Below are 16,158 nucleotides of genomic sequence, written 5' to 3' on the forward strand. Positions count from 1 at the left end.
CTAAAATCATAGGTTATTTTGCTTTTTCCCTGGTGCACCCTAAACGTGATCTCTACCAATAATCTTACGATTCAATTCGGCAGTAAACCGCTGTTCGAGAACGTCAGCGTCAAGTTTGGCGACGGCAACCGCTACGGCCTCATTGGCGCCAATGGCTCGGGTAAATCCACACTGATGAAAATCATTGGTGGAGACCTCGATCCTTCCTCCGGCAATGTGGCCCTGGATCCTGGCGTGCGCCTGGGAAAACTGCGTCAGGATCAGTTCGCGTTCGAAGATCAGCGTGTGCTTGACGTCGTCATGATGGGGCACGTCGAGATGTGGCAGGCCATGACCGAACGTGATGCCATCTATGCCAACCTCGAAGCCACCGAGGACGATTACATGCGGGCGGCCGAGCTCGAAGGCAAGTTTGCCGAATACGACGGCTACACCGCAGAAGCCCGGGCCGGCGAGCTGTTGTTGGGTCTTGAAATCCCGGTAGAGCAGCACCAGCTGCCCATGCGCGAAATTGCGCCGGGCTGGAAACTTCGCGTACTGTTGGCGCAAGCCCTGTTTTCAAATCCGGATGTACTGCTGCTGGATGAGCCCACCAATAACCTGGACATCAATACCATCCGCTGGCTGGAAACGGTGCTCAATGGTTATGACAGCACCATGATCATCATCAGCCACGACCGCCACTTCCTCAACGAGGTGTGCACGCACATGGCCGATCTGGATTATGGCGAGCTCCGGGTGTATCCGGGCAACTACGATGACTACATGCTTGCCTCCACTCAGGCCCGCGAGCGGCAGGTGGCTGCCAATGCCCGTGCCAAAGATCGCGTCAGCGAACTGCAGGATTTTGTGCGCCGTTTTGCCGCCAACAAATCCAAATCCCGCCAGGCAACGTCGCGGCTCAAGCAGATTGATCGCATCAAGGCCGAAACGGTTCAGGTCAAGCCGTCATCGCGGCAAAACCCGTATATCCGCTTTGAAGTCAACAAGGTCTTGCATCGCCAGGCGGTTCACATCGAAGATCTCTCCAAGGCCTATGATCGCCCAATTATTCAGAACCTCAGCACCATGGTCGAGGCGGGTCAAAAAGTGGCCATCATTGGGGCTAACGGGGTGGGGAAAACCACATTATTGCGTCTGCTGGCAGGTAACTTGGCGCCAGACCAAGGCGTAGTCCGTTGGTCTGAAAACGCCGATATCGGCTATATGGCGCAAGATGTCTCCGACCAGTTTGATTCTGACCGTGATCTCTTTGACTGGATGACGGATTACCGTCAGCCGGGCGACGAGGACCAGTCGATCCGCTCTGTGCTTGGCCGCTTGCTGTTTTCGGGCGATGAAATTACCAAGGCCGTGCGCGTGCTGTCTGGTGGTGAGAAAAACCGCATGAGCTTTGGCCGCCTGATGCTGGGCCGCCATAACGTGATGCTGATGGACGAGCCCACCAATCACCTGGATATGGAGTCGATCGAATCCCTGCAATATGCGCTCGAGCAATATCAGGGCACGCTGGTATTTGTGTCGCATGATCGCCAGTTTGTCTCCGGGCTGGCAACGCGCGTCATCGAAATTTTGCCCGATGGCAAGCTGAACGACTACCCCGGCACCTACGAAGACTACCTGGCCTCGCAAGGGATAGAGGTCTAGGCCTGCGCCAGGCCCGATGCCAGGCCATGGCCGCCACATGTCCAGTACTTTAACCGCGCCCAACCGCTACGAAACAGAGGTTCGTAAGAGCCGTTTTCTGGCGTTGGCCGCACCCATTGCTGATGCCCAGGCCGCCCAGGATTTTTTTGCGGCTCATCACGATGTCCAGGCAACGCATCATTGCTGGGCCTGGCAGTATGGTGACCAATATCGCTTCAATGATGACGGCGAGCCCGGCGGCACCGCCGGGCGACCCATTTTGCAGGCCATTCAATCGCAGGGTTGTGATCGGGTCGCGGTGCTGGTGATCCGCTGGTATGGCGGCATCAAGCTGGGTACAGGCGGCCTGATCCGGGCATATGGGGGTGCAGCCGCCGAATGCCTGCGCCTGGCTGATAAGGTTGAGCTGCGTGAGGAAACCCTGGTGTGTTGCACCTGCGCTTATGCGGAGATGGACCGGGTGCAGGCCCGTTTGCTGACTGCGGGGGCGCAGTTCGATACAGCGGAGTTTGATGCCCACGGCGTCACTTGGACGCTACGCTGCGCTCGCGCAGAGGCCTTGGCGATGGAAGCCTTGTATCGTGACCAAACCCGGGGGCAGGGGCAATGGGACGTCATCTCGCAGCAGATCGGTACATAGTGTATTGCTGGGGCTCCGGGAATAGCGGCCTGATCCCTTGGGCGGCGGTATTTTAGCCCTGAATTAACCATTGTCAGTGCCTGTGTTAGACAGATTGGGCCGTCCGCAATCTCGTACACTGGCCGTTCAGATCGTTTTGATGTTTCAACAGGAAACCGGCACATGAGCGCCAGCCAACCCATGGTGGATGATTCTGCCAGCCTCACAGGCACTAACCGCTTCGAGCTTTTGTTGTTCAAGCTGGGCACCAATACCGAGTCCGGCCAGTCGGAGCTTTACGGGATCAATGTCCTGAAAGTACGTGAAATCGTCACGATGCCCACCGTAACGGCAGTTGCGGGCTCGCCGCGCTACTCCCTGGGTGTTGTTCAACTGCGCGATCAGGTCATTCCGGTCTTTGATCTCCCCGCGATCGTGGGCAGCAAGCTGTCTGCACCGCCGTCCTTGATGCTGGTTACCGAGTTTGGCCGCACGACGCAGGCTTTTACGGTCGAGTCTGTTGACGATATCGTGCGTCTCGATTGGAACCAGGTCATCTCCGCCGAGTCCACCGGTACGTCGCAAAGCCTGGTCAGCAGCATGGCCCGGCTGGATGGTGCGGGCGACAATTCGCGCCTGGCACAAGTGCTGGATGTCGAGGCGATCCTGCAAAAAGTAACGCCCGAGAAAGATCGCCATCAGGTCAAGGAACAGGAAATTGGCGAGAAACTTTCCATCCGGCCAGGTTCTATCGTGCTGGCGGCCGACGATTCCTTTGTGGCGCGTTCCTTGCTCGAGCAGGCACTCAAGGCCATGCAGTTGCCTTTTGAGATGGTCAAATCGGGGCGTGAGGCCTGGGACAGGCTTAATGCACTCAAAAGTGAGGCAGACACCGAAGGAAAATCCATCCAGGACAAGGTCGGCCTGGTGCTGACAGATCTCGAAATGCCCGAGATGGATGGTTTCACGCTTACCCGCAACATAAAGCAGGACCCCCGCTTGCGGGTCTTGCCTGTAGTGATCCACTCGTCTCTGTCGGGCTCTGCCAACGAAGACCACGTGCGTAGTGTGGGGGCCGACGGCTATGTCGCCAAGTTCTCTGCCGCCGAACTCGCTGCTGCCTTGCGCAAGGCACTGCCCGGCAAAGCCTGAGCCCAATCAAGCTCAGTAGGTGCCCCGTGAGGGGCATTTTCATGGGCAGGCCAATACGCTACCATGTCTCTTTATTGCTGCAACGCAGCACCCAACAGGAGACACACCATGCAAGATATCGTAGTTATTCAGGCTTGCCGCACCGCGGTGGGTGATTTTGGCGGCGGCCTCAAAGACGTGGCACCCTGCGAGCTGGGCACCCTCGTCGTTGGCGAGGTACTGTCACGTGCGGGCGTCTCTGCGGAAGAAGTCGGCCATGTGGTGTTTGGTCATGTCATCAATACCGAACCTCGCGATATGTATTTGTCGCGGGTGGCCGCGATCAATGCGGGAATTCCCCAGACAACCCCTGCCTTCAACGTCAATCGTTTGTGCGGCTCTGGCCTGCAGGCCATTGTGTCGGCGGCGCAAGGCTTGATGCTGGGAGACGCCGAAGTAGCCATCGGCGCAGGCGCCGAGAGCATGAGCCGTGCGCCTTACATTGCAGCGGGCCAGCGCTGGGGCTCCCGGATGGGTGATTCTCGTCTCATCGACATGATGACAGGCGCCTTGTCATGCCCCTTCGAAAAATATCACATGGGTGTGACGGCAGAAAATGTCGCCAAGAAATACGGCATCTCGCGCGAAGATCAGGATGCACTGGCGCTCGAGTCTCATCACCGGGCAGAAAACGCCATCAAACAAGGCTATTTCAAGTCACAGATCGTTCCAGTCAAACAAAAAACCCGCAAAGGCGAGGTCGTGTTTGATCAGGACGAGCACGTGCGTTTCGATGCCACTCCCGAAAGCTTCAGCAAGCTGCGCCCTGTGTTTGCCAAAGAAGACGGTACCGTCACAGCCGGCAATGCGTCTGGCTTGAACGACGGTGCCGCGGCAGTGTTGCTGATGACAGCCAGTGCCGCCAAAGCCCGGGGGCTCAAACCCATCGCGCGTCTGGTTTCCTATGGGCATGCCGGGGTTGATCCCCAATACATGGGCATTGGCCCAGTGCCGGCTACGCGGGCTGCCTTGCAACGTGCAGGCCTGACCCTTGATCAGATCGATGTGATTGAAGCCAACGAAGCCTTTGCAGCACAAGCATGTGCCGTGTCGCGCGAGCTGGGCTTTGATCCTGCCAAGGTCAATCCAAATGGCAGCGGGATCAGCCTGGGTCACCCCATTGGTGCCACGGGTGCTCTAATCACCGTCAAGGCCTTGCATGAACTTGAGCGGGTGCAGGGGCGCCATGCCCTGGTTACCATGTGCATTGGTGGCGGGCAGGGCATTGCAGCCATCTTCGAGCGTCTCTGATCGCCGGCTCTTTTTACTGTCGCAACCCTATGGCCCACGCCCGTAAATCCCGTAGCCGCCCGCAGTCAGCCTGGGAAGATGACGAGCCGACTCTGTCCGAAGAAGCCGGTATCCGGTTTCTTCACTTTAATTCAGAGTGGATCCAGGGGGCGATGCGGGTGGCCAGGCCGTCCGAACTGGTGCTTGCGTATACCCAGCAAATGATGGCCTGGCTCCTGTTTGTGCGGCCAGGCAGCCGTGATAGTCTGGCCATTCTGGGGCTGGGTGCCGGTTCGCTCCTCCGGTTTTCCATGCGCCATACGCGCTCGGCAGTAGACACCGTCGAGCGCAATCCGGCGGTCACTGCGATGTGCCGGGTGTTTTTCCGCTTGCCAGCCCAGGAAAGATCTGTCATTCACCATGCGGATGCTCTGGATTGGGTGGCGGATCCCGCCCGGGCAGGGCGCTATCGGGCCTTGATGGTAGATGTGTACGACAGCCATGCGCAGGGCCCGGTGTGTGATACGCCGGCCTTTTACCAGGATTGCTATCGTATCCTCGATGAGCCTGGTGTCATGACGGTCAATCTGTTTGGTCAGCATGCCAGCTTTGAGCGCAATCTGCAGGCCATCGACCACGCATTCAATGGTCAGTTTGTGTGCTTGCCGGAGGTGGATGAGGGCAATACCGTGGTTTTGGCGTTCAAGGGTCATGTGCTGTCCGGCAGTGCCCAAGACTTGATGGATCGTGCCGCTGCGCTTGAGACGGCGACCCGCTTGCCGGCACGGCGGTGGGCCCGCTCGCTCCTGTCGCAACTCGCCCAAACTGAAGCGGCATCAGGCAGCCCGGCCAATGGCTTGGTGGCTTCTCAAGCGACCAGATCCCATCCCTCGGATGGTCCTCTGTAATCGCCCCAAGCCATTTGACAGCTCTAAAAATCACCCATACAATCTCGTTCTTTCTTCAGGCGGTTAGCTCAGTTGGTTAGAGCGCTACGTTGACATCGTAGAGGTCGCTGGTTCGAATCCAGTACTGCCTACCAGTATTTTCAAAGCCGCTGCTTCCTACAGGCAGCGGTTTTTGTTTTTCCAATCGTAAAAAGTTCTGATGTTTTAGTGGCTGATCCGTCGATGCAAATTGCTTGTTGGCAGCCTGATTGCTAAACTGATACAAGACCCTTCCTGCATGGCAATCTAAATTATTCCGACGCGGCGCAGGCCGCGTTTTGTATTTTCAGGACACATATTCATGGTTTGCATCACCTTACCCGACGGCTCACAGCGTGAGTTCGATCATGCGGTTTCTGTACTCGACGTTGCTCAGTCGATCGGAACTAGTCTGGGCAAGGCGGCATTGGGTGGCAAACTCACGACAAATGGCGAAACCCATCTGGTGGATGTCAGCCACCAAATCAATCACGACGTAAATCTCAGCATCATCACCGAGAAAGACCCCGAAGGCCTGGACATGATCCGGCATTCCACGGCGCATTTGCTGGCTTACGCGGTAAAAACCTTGTTTCCGGATGCTCAGGTCACGATCGGCCCGGTGATCGATAACGGGTTTTACTACGATTTTTCGTACAAGCGGCCCTTTACCCCCGAAGACCTCGAAGCCATCGAGAAGAAAATGGCCGAGCTTGCCCGCCGTGATGAGACCGTGGTGCGTGAAGTCTGGGATCGTGATGAGGCCGTGGCCTTTTTCAAGAAAATTGGCGAGGCCTACAAGGCAGAGATCATCGCGTCCATCCCCAGCAACGAGAAAATCAGCCTGTACCGCGAGGGCGATTTTATCGACCTCTGCCGCGGCCCCCACGTGCCTTCCACGGGGCGCCTCAAGGTTTTCAAGCTCATGAAAGTTGCCGGTGCCTACTGGCGCGGAGACAGCAACAACGAAATGCTGCAGCGCATCTATGGTACCGCCTGGACACGTCAGGCCGACCAAGACGCCTATCTGCACATGCTTGAGCAGGCCGAGCTTCGGGATCACCGCCGAATTGGCCGTGAGCTGGATCTATTTCATTTCCAGGACGAAGCGCCCGGCCTGATTTTCTGGCACCCCAAAGGCTGGACCATCTGGCAGCAAGTCGAGCAATACATGCGTCAGGTATACCAGGATAACGGCTACCAGGAAGTCAAGGCACCGCAAATCCTCGATTTGTCTCTCTGGAAAAAAACCGGCCACTGGGACAACTACAAAGAAAACATGTTCACCACAGAGTCCGAAAACCGTGTGTACGGGCTCAAGCCAATGAACTGTCCCGGCCATGTGCAAATCTTTAATGCCGGGCTGCATTCTTATCGCGAACTTCCCCTGCGCTATGGCGAGTTTGGCCAGTGCCACCGCAACGAGCCCTCTGGTTCGCTGCACGGCATGATGCGCGTGCGCGGTTTTACCCAGGACGACGGCCACATTTTTTGTACTGAAGACCAGTTGCAAGACGAGTGTGCGGCCTTTACCCGGCTGCTGCAAAAGGTGTATGCCGATTTTGGCTTCACCGAGATCCTCTACAAAGTGGCCACGCGTCCCGAGAAACGCATTGGTGCCGACGACGTCTGGGACAAGGCCGAAAAAGCCCTGATGGACAGTCTCGATCTGGCGCATTGCTCCTACGAGGTATCCGAAGGTGAGGGCGCGTTCTATGGTCCCAAGATCGAGTACACGCTCAAGGATGCCATCGGGCGTCATTGGCAGTGCGGTACCATTCAGGTAGATTTTTCCATGCCTGCGCGGCTTGGGGCCGAGTACGTGGATGCCCAGGATCAACGCCGCACGCCTGTGATGCTGCACCGTGCCATTCTGGGTTCCCTCGAGCGCTTTATCGGGATGCTGATCGAAAACCACGCGGGCGCATTGCCCGCTTGGCTGGCGCCGCAGCATGCGGTGGTGTGCTGCATCTCTGAGGGTTCTGCCGATTATGCGGCACAAGTTTCCAAAACCCTTGTTAAACAAGGGTTTAGGGTGTCCTCCGATTTGCGTGGTGAAAAAATCACTCGTAAAATTCGAGAACACAGTCTGCAAAAGGTTCCGTATATCCTTGTTGTGGGCGACAAAGAGCGCGAATCTGGTATCGTTTCTGTGCGCGGGCGTGGCAAACTTGATTTAGGTACCATGCCGCTGGCCGATTTTGCGGCGCGCCTGCACCAAGAAATCGCCACCCGAGACCAAGGAGGGCAGTCAGGTCAGGCCTGATACCCTCGTTTTATTAATTTCCAGGAGTCCTTGACATCGCAACCGAAAAAAAACACCGCGTCAACGGTGAAATCCGTATCCACGAAGTCCGCCTGATTGGCATCGATAGCGAGCAACTGGGCGTTATGCGCACCAGCGAAGCCCTTGCGCTCGCAGAGCAAAACGACGTCGACCTCGTCGAAATTTCGCCAACAGCCACACCTCCCGTGTGCCGGCTGATGGATTACGGCAAATTCAAATACCAAGAACAAAAGCGCCAGGCCGAAGCTCGTGCGCGCCAAAAAACAATTCAAGTCAAAGAAGTCAAATTCCGTCCAGGCACCGATGAAGGCGACTACCAGGTCAAGCTGCGCAATTTGCGCCGCTTCATCGAAGACGGCGACAAGGCTAAGGTTACGCTGCGCTTCCGTGGTCGCGAGATGGCTCACCAAGAGCTCGGCATGCGAGTCCTCGAACGCGTGCGCGACGATCTCGGTGATCTCGTCCTGGTCGAAGCCATGCCCAAGCTCGAAGGCCGGCAAATGGTCATGGTGCTGGCACCGCGCCGTAAGTCGGGCAAACAGGGTGATGCAGCCTGATCTTCTTTTCTGATCGGCCTGGTGTCGGTGCCGGGTCGATCTGCCTCACATGGATAATGTTGTCATGCATGTGCTGTTTGTGATTGATCCGCTCCCCGGCCTGAAAGCCTGGAAGGACTCCTCTGTGGCCATCATGCGCAGCCTGGCTGCGCAAGGCCACCGCTTCAGTTTTGCCTTGCAGGCTGATCTCTTCATTGATCAGGGGCGGGTGCGGGTGGCGGCCACTGGCATGCAGCTGCGGCCCGATGCCGATTGGCAGGGTCACAACTGGTGGATCCAGGATGATGCCGCGGTTGATGCCGACCTGGCCGACTTCGATGCGGTTCTGATGCGCAAGGATCCGCCCTTCGACATGGAGTACATCTACTCCACGCATCTGTTTGATTATGCCCAGGCACAGGGCGCACGCGTGTTCAATACGGGGGCGGCGATTCGCAACCACCCCGAGAAACTCGCCATCACAGAGTTTGCGCAGTACACCACACCAACCCTGGTCAGCCGCGATATGGCCCGTTTACGGGCCTTTCACGCCCAGCAGGGTGATGTCATCGTCAAGCCGCTGGATGGCATGGGCGGCAGCGGAATATTCCGTCTTCAGCCCCAAGAGCCCAATCTGGGAACCATTCTCGAAACCCTCACCGAGATGGGCACTCGCACCATCATGGCGCAGCGCTATATTCCGGAGATCGTCGAGGGCGACAAGCGTATTCTCATCATCGGTGGCGAGCCTGTGCCGTTTGCTCTGGCGCGCTTGCCGCTACAAGGAGAAACGCGGGGTAATCTGGCTGCAGGCGGACGGGGGGTTGCACAACCCTTGTCGGCCCGCGATCTCACGCTCGCCCAGGCAGTTGCCGGTCGCCTGGCGTCGCGTGGGCTTTTATTGATTGGCCTGGATGTGATCGGCGACTACATTACCGAAATCAACGTCACCAGTCCCACGTGCTTTGTCGAGATCACAGAACAAACAGGCTTTGATGTGGCTGGCCGCTTCGTGCAGGCGCTGCAACAGGCCGTGGGCGCCCGCGCATGAAAACCCGTATTGCCCTGGTGATGCATCAGCCTTTGGGCTCAGCGTTTCAGTCCTGTGCCCAGCACGTGCTGGGCCGGGTGCCTGATCTCCAGGTATTCGACATTCAACCTGATTCCCCCCCCGATCAGCACACTGATCGCCTGTTGGCCTGGATTCGTACCGGTGAGGTGGATCAGCCCATCTTGTTGCTCAGCGACCTCTACGGCGCAACGCCTTTCAATATTGCGGCCCAGGCGCTACGCCAGGCACTCGAAGAAGGCTATATCATTCATCTATTGACGGGCACGAACGCCTGCATGGTTCTCAAAGCCTTGACCGACCAGCAGGACAACCCGGAATCCCTCAGCGAACGCGTGCGACAGGGGGCGTTACGCGGGATAGTCAACGCAGATCCCCCTCCCGACTGCTAGTTAGGAGTTTTGCCCATGCCATCAATGGATCTGGTGATTTCCAATAAACTTGGCCTGCACGCGCGTGCGGCGGCAAAGCTTACCCAGTTGGCAGGCCGCTTCGTCAGCGACGTATTTATTTCGCGTGGCGCGCAACGAGTCAATGCAAAAAGCATCATGGGTGTCATGATGCTGGCCGCCGGGCTTGGAGTTACCGTGCGTATTGATGCCAGTGGCGCCGATGAGCAGCAGGCGCTCAAGGATATCCGGGCTTTGTTCGAGGGCAAGTTTGGAGAGGCCGAATGATCATCGGCAGGATGACAGGCCGGGTTTGCCCATGAGTGGCTCAGAACCAGATTCCGAGCTGTCCTCGACACTCTGTTTGTATGGGCAGGGCGTTGTGCGTGGCTATGCCATTGGCCGCGCAGTTGTCATGAGCGCCGCCGCGCTCGAAGTCGCTCACTACCGAATAGCCGACGAAGACATCGCCGCCGAAAAAAATCGGCTGTGTGCGGCCGTAGACAGTGCAGTCCAGGAGCTGCAGCAGATGGTGGACATGCTGCCACCAGACGCGCCTCGTGAGCTGGGTGTGCTGCTTTCTGTGCATGCCATGTTGTTGCAGGATCCCATGCTGGTGCAGTCAGTCTGTCAACTGATCGACGAGCGCCAGTACAACGCCGAATGGGCGCTTACCACGCAGGGGCAATCGCTGGCAGAACAATTTGCCCAGGTGGAAGACGCCTACCTGCGCGAACGCGGTGCCGATGTCCGGCAAGTGATCGAGCGCGTGCTCAGGGTACTGTCGGGCACCGCATCGTGGCTGCCCAACCTGGACGGTGTGGATATTGATGGCAGCCTGATTGTCGTGGCGCGCGATATTTCGCCGCCAGACATGATGCGACTGCGTGGTGGCAAGTTTGGTGCCTTTCTTACCGATCTGGGTGGCGCAACTTCGCACACCGCCATTGTTGCGCGCAGCATGAACGTGCCGGCCGTGGTGGGAATGGGAACAGTGCGCGCTTTGGTGCGCGATGGCGATGTCCTGATCGTCGATGGCGTCAACGGGATGGTGCTGGTCAATCCCTCCCCGAGCATTTTGCGCGAGTACCAAGAGCGGCAAGCGGCATTCTTGCGCGAGCGCGACGAACTCAAAGCCTTGCGTTTCGCACCGGCCATAACACTTGACGGCGTACAGGTGCGAATGGAAGCCAATATAGAGCTGCCCGAAGAAGCTGCCGATGCATTGGCGGCAGGTGCCGAAGGTATTGGTCTGTTTCGCAGCGAGTTCCTCTTTATGGGACGAGCCGAGTTGCCCGACGAAGATGAGCAATATGCTGCCTATGCATCGGTAGTACGGGCAATGGGCGGTCGGCCGGTGACCATCCGTACGCTTGATATCGGCGCTGATAAGACATTGGATGGCGAGGCAACGGTCGCGACCAATCCCGCCCTGGGATTGCGTGCCATTCGCTATTGTCTGGCCAACCCGGAGCTCTTCAACATTCAGTTGCGCGCACTGCTGCGGGCAGCGGTGCATGGTCCGGTGCGGGTGCTGATCCCCATGGTGTCGCATATGCACGAAGTCGTGGCTGTGCGGCGCGCGTTGGCGCGTGCAGCCGAAGAGCTGAGTGACGCAGGAATCTCCCACGAAACCAGGGTGCAACTGGGTGCCATGGTCGAGATCCCTGCGATGGCCATTGCCATCGAGCCCTTTGCGGAGACGCTCGACTTTCTTTCGATTGGCACCAACGATCTCATCCAGTATGTGTTGGCCATTGATCGGGGCGACAAGGATGTGTCATCGCTGTACGACCCCATGCACCCGGCCGTCTTGCGGCTTATTGCGCACACGATCAATGCAGGCGAGCGCGTTGGCAAGCCTGTGTCCGTCTGCGGCGAGATGGCCGGTGACGTGCGGGTGACGCGTATGCTGCTGGGCTTGGGGCTGACCGGTTTCTCCATGCACCCGCAGCAGTTGCTGGACGTCAAAAAAGAGATTCGCAAGGCGCATTCCAATGCTTTGCGCGTCAAGGTGGCCTCTGCACTGAATCGAGCGGCGCGCATCGATCTAAGTACCTTGTCAGCCTGAATTTCTTTCTATGGCCTTATTTGTCCGGTGTTTGCATCGGGTCTTTTGTGTCCAGTTGTTGGCTGCGCCAGAGCCGCCTGTGTGCCCACTTGCTGCGTTTTTCCCTTGGGCGTCCAAATTAAAACCCGTGTTTTGCCTGGCGCTGCCTGCAATGGCTGTTTACATGTCAGGGTTTACCCTTTATCCAAGGTCGATAGAATTGTAACTAGCCCGGCTGTTACAGTCCGGTCTTTAAAAAAATTCCGTCGATGGAAACTGGAAAAGGGAAGATCATGAATACAATGCGCAAAACGCTTACCATGGCCGCAGTCGTCGCTTCAATGGGCCTGCTGGCGGCTTGCTCCAAGAGTGACGAACCCGCAGCACCCCCGGCTGCGCCGGTTCCGTCCACAGCCCCTACGCCAGCCCCTGTGCCGCCAGCCACTCAAGAACCCTCTACGACGCCTCAGTCGTCCCAGGATTCCTCCTCCCAGACTGATAAGCCTACGTTGGAAGAGCAGATCAAGCAGTCTGGCGAGGATGCGAAGACCAAGGCAGAGGAACTCGGCGACAAGATGGGTGAGGCTGCCACCGACGCCCGTGATGCAATCAAGGAAGGTGCTGAAAAGGCTGATGGGGCGATTCAGGGCGCCGTGGGTAGCGGCACTGACAGCAGCAAATAAGCCTGCTTGGCCATTATGTGTGGCCAGAGGATAGTCAACGAAAAAAGGGCGCTCAAGCGTCCTTTTTTCGTGAACATGAAGATTTGCCGCGGAGCGCGTCGCTAGGCCATGGGGTAAGCGTTCTCTCCGTGATCGCTTTGATCCATACCGACACTTTCCTGGTCGGCGGATGCCCGCAAACCGATCAGGCCGTTGGCCACAAATACAGCCAGTGCGGCCACAACGCCAGCCCAAATGATGCTGATAACAACCGCTTCTGTCTGCAGCCATGTCTGCCACAGTATGGACAGGACGCCGGCGGGGCCTGCTCCCCCCAAACTGCTCGACTGGAATATGCCGGTCAGCAGGGCGCCGACGATGCCGCCCACTGCGTGGATGCCAAAGACATCAAAGGCATCGTCAACGCCCAGGAGGCGCTTGAGTCCGTTGACGCCATAGAAGGCCGCCCAGGCCGCCAGGGCGCCGATCACCAGGGCACCGCTGGGTGCAACCAGCCCGGCGGCCGGGGTGATGCCGACCAGGCCGGCAATCGCACCCGAGACGGCTCCCAGCAAAGATGCCTTGCCTCTTAAGACACGTTCGATCAGTAGCCAGACCAGCACACCGCAGACGGCTGCCATCATCGTATTGACCACGGCAAGCACGGCTTGCTCGTTGGCAGCAAGTGCCGATCCGCCATTAAAGCCAAACCAGCCGATCCAGAGCAGTGCGGCACCAGTCAGGTTGAAAGGAAGATTGTGGGGAGGCATCGCCTGGCGGCCATAACCTTGGCGGGGGCCCACCAGATGGGCAGCAACCAGACCTGCGGTGCCTGCGCTGATGTGCACAACGGTGCCACCTGCGAAGTCGAGTGCGCCACGCAGATGCAACCAGCCATTGGGTGCCCAGACCATGTGGGCAATGGGCAGGTAGGCGAGTGTGAACCAGATGCCGGTAAACAGCATCATGGCGCCAAAGCGGGTACGCTCGGCGATACTGCCCGTAATCAGTCCGCAGGTGATTGCTGCAAATGCACCCTGAAACAGTGCAAACAGCAGCTCGGGAATAGTGCCGCTCAGGGGCAGGGTGGTGCTTGCGCCCTGGACATAGAGCCCGGCCAGACCCAGATGTGTCAGACCGCCCAGGATGCCCGAGCCCGGTGCAAAGGCCAGTGAGTAGCCGTAAACAAACCAGAGCACCATGGCTAGTGCGCAGGCCCCCAGTGTTTGGCTCATTACCGACAGCACATGGCGTCCGCGGGCCAGCCCACCGTAGAACAGCGCCAGGCCGGGGACGCACATCAGCCAGACCAGAAGGGTACTTACCAGTACCCAGACAACATCGCTTTTATCCATTTTTACAGGTTCCGGTATGGTTCAAAGGACAGATTCGCCGGCTTCACCCGTGCGAATCCGTACAGCGTGTTCAAGGGGCGTGACAAAAATTTTGCCGTCACCAATCTTGCCGGTGCGTGCTGCCTGGCACACGCATTCAATCGTCAGTTCAAGCTGTTCGTCAGACACAGCGATCTGAATCTGCAATTTGGGTAAAAAGCTGACCTGATATTCAGCGCCTCTATAGAGCTCTGTGTGACCTTTCTGCCTTCCGAAGCCGCGAGCTTCGGTCACTGTCATGCCCTGAATCCCGGCTGCTGTCAGGGCGGCGTATACCTCGTCCAGCTTGAAGGGTTTGATGATGGCGGTGATGAGTTTCATGAGTCTTCCTTGTTTATCTGGCAGTGCCTACACAGCAAAAGGCGTGCCAACACATTGCCGTGTTGGATATGTCGTGAACTTGCGAGTGTTGGGGTAGGGGCACGCGCTCTGGAAAGGTGCAATTTGCGCATTTTTGCAAGGCGCAATATGCCTCGCGATGGTGCAGGGAGAAGGGGGTGTGCACCCGTTTGGTGCAGGACAGAATGAGCCTGTTCCAATGCCCGGCGGTGGCTGGGGCCCGTATAGTTTGGGGCAATGATAAGGATGGGGAGAGATGAGCAATGTCGCTTGCTGTGCTGGCCGGTCGGGCCATGTTTGGGCTTCAGGCCAGGCCTGTCCAGGTAGAGGTGCATGTAGGCTGTGGCCTGCCTGCTTTTTCGATTGTGGGTTTGCCTGGCGCCGGCGTTCGAGAAAGCCGGGACCGGGTTCGATCTGCCATCCTTAGCTGCGGCTTTGAGTTTCCATCCGGCCGGATTACCGTCAATCTGGCACCGGCAGATTTGCCCAAAGACTCTGGCCGCTTCGACCTCCCGATTGCAGTGGGGATTCTGTTGGCTTCCGGCCAGATCGACCGGCCACCCTCGGGTACCACAGAGATGTCGCACTATGTCTTGGCGGGTGAGCTGTCCCTGACCGGCGCGCTGATGGCCGAACGGGCGGCGCTGGCCATTGCCCTGGCGCTTGCGCGCGAAGATCATGAAGCGGTTCTGATCCTTGCTCCGCCTGCTGCGGGTATTGCAGCTCTGGTACCCGGTCTGTGTGTACTTCAGGCCCAAAGTCTGGAAGAGGTTGTGGCGCATATGGCCGGCCGGCAACCGCTATCGGTTGCGCCGCCTGCTGCTTTGCCGCTTGCTTCCGGGCAGTTGGCCTGCATGAGCGAAGTGCGCGGCCAGGCGCTGGCACGCCAGGCCCTGGAAATCGCCGCCGCTGGCGGCCACAGTGTGCTGTTCTGTGGGCCGCCAGGCGTGGGCAAAAGCATGTTGGCGCAGCGTTTGCCCGGCTTGCTGCCGCCGCTTACCCAAACGCAGGCACTGGAGGTCGCGGCGGTTCAGGGGCTGGTATCCATACAGCAAGGCCTGAGCGCCGCGCCCCCCTTCAGGGCCCCACATCATGGGGCGTCCACAGCTGCGTTGGTGGGAGGTGGTGCACATCCCCGCCCGGGAGAAATCAGTCTGGCACATCATGGTGTGCTGTTTTTGGATGAGCTTCCCGAGTTTGATCGCCGGGCACTGGAAGCCTTGCGCGAACCCCTGGAAACAGGCTCGGTAACAGTGGCGCGGGCTGCAGGCAGTTACCGCTTTCCAGCTCGATTTCAGCTTCTGGCTGCCATGAATCCGTGTCCGTGTGGTTGGTACGGTCATCCTCGGCGTGTGTGCCGCTGTCCTCAGGAGCGCATCCTGAAGTATCGTGCTCAGGTGTCGGGCCCCTTGCTCGACCGGATCGATTTGCATGTGACGCTGGCCGCCGAGAAAGCCTGGCACGAGCTACCGGCTGGAGAGTCTTCGGAAGCAGTTCGGGTACGTGTATTGGCGGCCCGCCGGCGGCAGTTGCAACGTCAGGATTGCCTTAATGCCCAGCTTGGGGCAACTGGCCTGCTGGCCAATGTTCAACTGGATGACGCGGCCCGCGCATTGCTGGCAGAGGCTATCCATCGTCTGGGCTGGTCTGCGCGGGCGAGTCAGCGGGCTTTGCGAGTGGCCCGTACCCTGGCCGACCTGGATGGGCTTGAGCAACCTCGATTGGAGCACGTGGCACAGGCGGTGCAATTTCGCCCCTCATCAGATGATGTCGGTGCGTAAGCCGTTAAAATAAACGTTTTACCTGCAGGAGGACCCTC

The 16,158-nt window shown here is 58.3% G+C and carries 15 protein-coding genes and 1 tRNA gene; 14 read left to right on the plus strand and 2 right to left on the minus strand.

The window, feature by feature from the left end; translation table 11 throughout:
• Positions 1-45 precede the first annotated feature (45 nt).
• From ABS758_RS12555 to ABS758_RS12615, 13 genes are all read left to right on the plus strand, one after another.
• On the plus strand, positions 46-1,647 hold the full coding sequence (locus ABS758_RS12555; protein ID WP_350383188.1) for an ABC-F family ATPase: 1,602 nt from the start codon (positions 46-48) through the stop codon (positions 1,645-1,647).
• Positions 1,648-1,684: 37 nt separating this feature from the next.
• Positions 1,685-2,287 (plus strand): IMPACT family protein, encoded by a 603-nt coding sequence (locus ABS758_RS12560; RefSeq protein WP_350383186.1) that lies wholly within the window; start codon positions 1,685-1,687, stop codon positions 2,285-2,287.
• Between the two features lie 162 nt (positions 2,288-2,449).
• Positions 2,450-3,418 (plus strand): chemotaxis protein, encoded by a 969-nt coding sequence (locus ABS758_RS12565; RefSeq protein WP_350383185.1) that lies wholly within the window; start codon positions 2,450-2,452, stop codon positions 3,416-3,418.
• A 108-nt stretch (positions 3,419-3,526) separates the two neighbouring features.
• Positions 3,527-4,708 carry a beta-ketothiolase BktB gene (gene bktB / locus ABS758_RS12570; protein ID WP_350383184.1) on the plus strand — a complete coding sequence of 394 codons (1,182 nt, stop codon included), beginning with the start codon at positions 3,527-3,529 and terminating at the stop codon, positions 4,706-4,708.
• Between the two features lie 29 nt (positions 4,709-4,737).
• The gene (locus tag ABS758_RS12575) at positions 4,738-5,595 is read left to right on the plus strand and encodes a class I SAM-dependent methyltransferase (RefSeq protein WP_350383183.1); all 858 of its coding nucleotides are present in this window, start codon (positions 4,738-4,740) and stop codon (positions 5,593-5,595) included.
• A 57-nt stretch (positions 5,596-5,652) separates the two neighbouring features.
• Positions 5,653-5,729: transfer RNA gene (locus ABS758_RS12580), tRNA-Val, on the plus strand.
• A gap of 206 nt (positions 5,730-5,935) precedes the next feature.
• The gene (gene thrS / locus ABS758_RS12585; RefSeq protein ID WP_350383181.1) at positions 5,936-7,879 is read left to right on the plus strand and encodes a threonine--tRNA ligase; all 1,944 of its coding nucleotides are present in this window, start codon (positions 5,936-5,938) and stop codon (positions 7,877-7,879) included.
• A 35-nt stretch (positions 7,880-7,914) separates the two neighbouring features.
• Positions 7,915-8,457 (plus strand): translation initiation factor IF-3, encoded by a 543-nt coding sequence (gene infC / locus ABS758_RS12590; RefSeq protein ID WP_350383318.1) that lies wholly within the window; start codon positions 7,915-7,917, stop codon positions 8,455-8,457.
• A gap of 64 nt (positions 8,458-8,521) precedes the next feature.
• On the plus strand, positions 8,522-9,487 hold the full coding sequence (gshB, locus tag ABS758_RS12595; protein WP_350383316.1) for a glutathione synthase: 966 nt from the start codon (positions 8,522-8,524) through the stop codon (positions 9,485-9,487).
• On the plus strand, positions 9,484-9,897 hold the full coding sequence (locus ABS758_RS12600) for a PTS sugar transporter subunit IIA (RefSeq protein ID WP_350383179.1): 414 nt from the start codon (positions 9,484-9,486) through the stop codon (positions 9,895-9,897). The genes gshB and ABS758_RS12600 overlap by 4 nt, the downstream gene beginning before the upstream one ends.
• Before the next feature lie 15 nt (positions 9,898-9,912).
• Complete coding sequence (locus tag ABS758_RS12605) at positions 9,913-10,182, plus strand: HPr family phosphocarrier protein (protein WP_350383178.1); 270 nt, start codon at positions 9,913-9,915, stop codon at positions 10,180-10,182.
• A gap of 31 nt (positions 10,183-10,213) precedes the next feature.
• A complete protein-coding gene (gene ptsP / locus ABS758_RS12610) occupies positions 10,214-11,965 on the plus strand; it encodes a phosphoenolpyruvate--protein phosphotransferase (protein ID WP_350383177.1) in 1,752 nt (583 codons plus the stop codon).
• A 272-nt stretch (positions 11,966-12,237) separates the two neighbouring features.
• Positions 12,238-12,627, plus strand: coding sequence for a hypothetical protein (locus tag ABS758_RS12615; RefSeq protein ID WP_350383175.1), 390 nt, complete (start codon positions 12,238-12,240; stop codon positions 12,625-12,627).
• Between the two features lie 101 nt (positions 12,628-12,728).
• On the opposite strand, the gene ABS758_RS12620 is transcribed toward ABS758_RS12615, so the two are convergent.
• Together ABS758_RS12620 and ABS758_RS12625 are read right to left on the minus strand one after the other, a co-directional pair.
• On the minus strand, positions 12,729-13,961 hold the full coding sequence (locus ABS758_RS12620) for an ammonium transporter (RefSeq protein ID WP_350383173.1): 1,233 nt from the start codon (positions 13,959-13,961) through the stop codon (positions 12,729-12,731).
• Between the two features lie 21 nt (positions 13,962-13,982).
• Entirely contained in the window at positions 13,983-14,321 is a 339-nt protein-coding gene (locus tag ABS758_RS12625) for a P-II family nitrogen regulator (protein ID WP_350383172.1), read from the minus strand.
• Between the two features lie 281 nt (positions 14,322-14,602).
• On the opposite strand from ABS758_RS12625, the gene ABS758_RS12630 reads away from it, so the two are divergent.
• Positions 14,603-16,120, plus strand: a complete 1,518-nt coding sequence (locus tag ABS758_RS12630; RefSeq protein ID WP_350383170.1) for a YifB family Mg chelatase-like AAA ATPase — start codon at positions 14,603-14,605, stop codon at positions 16,118-16,120.
• The last annotated feature ends 38 nt before the right edge of the window (positions 16,121-16,158 follow it).

This window comes from Castellaniella sp. FW104-7C03, assembly GCF_040276085.1.
GTDB lineage: Bacteria > Pseudomonadota > Gammaproteobacteria > Burkholderiales > Burkholderiaceae_B > Castellaniella.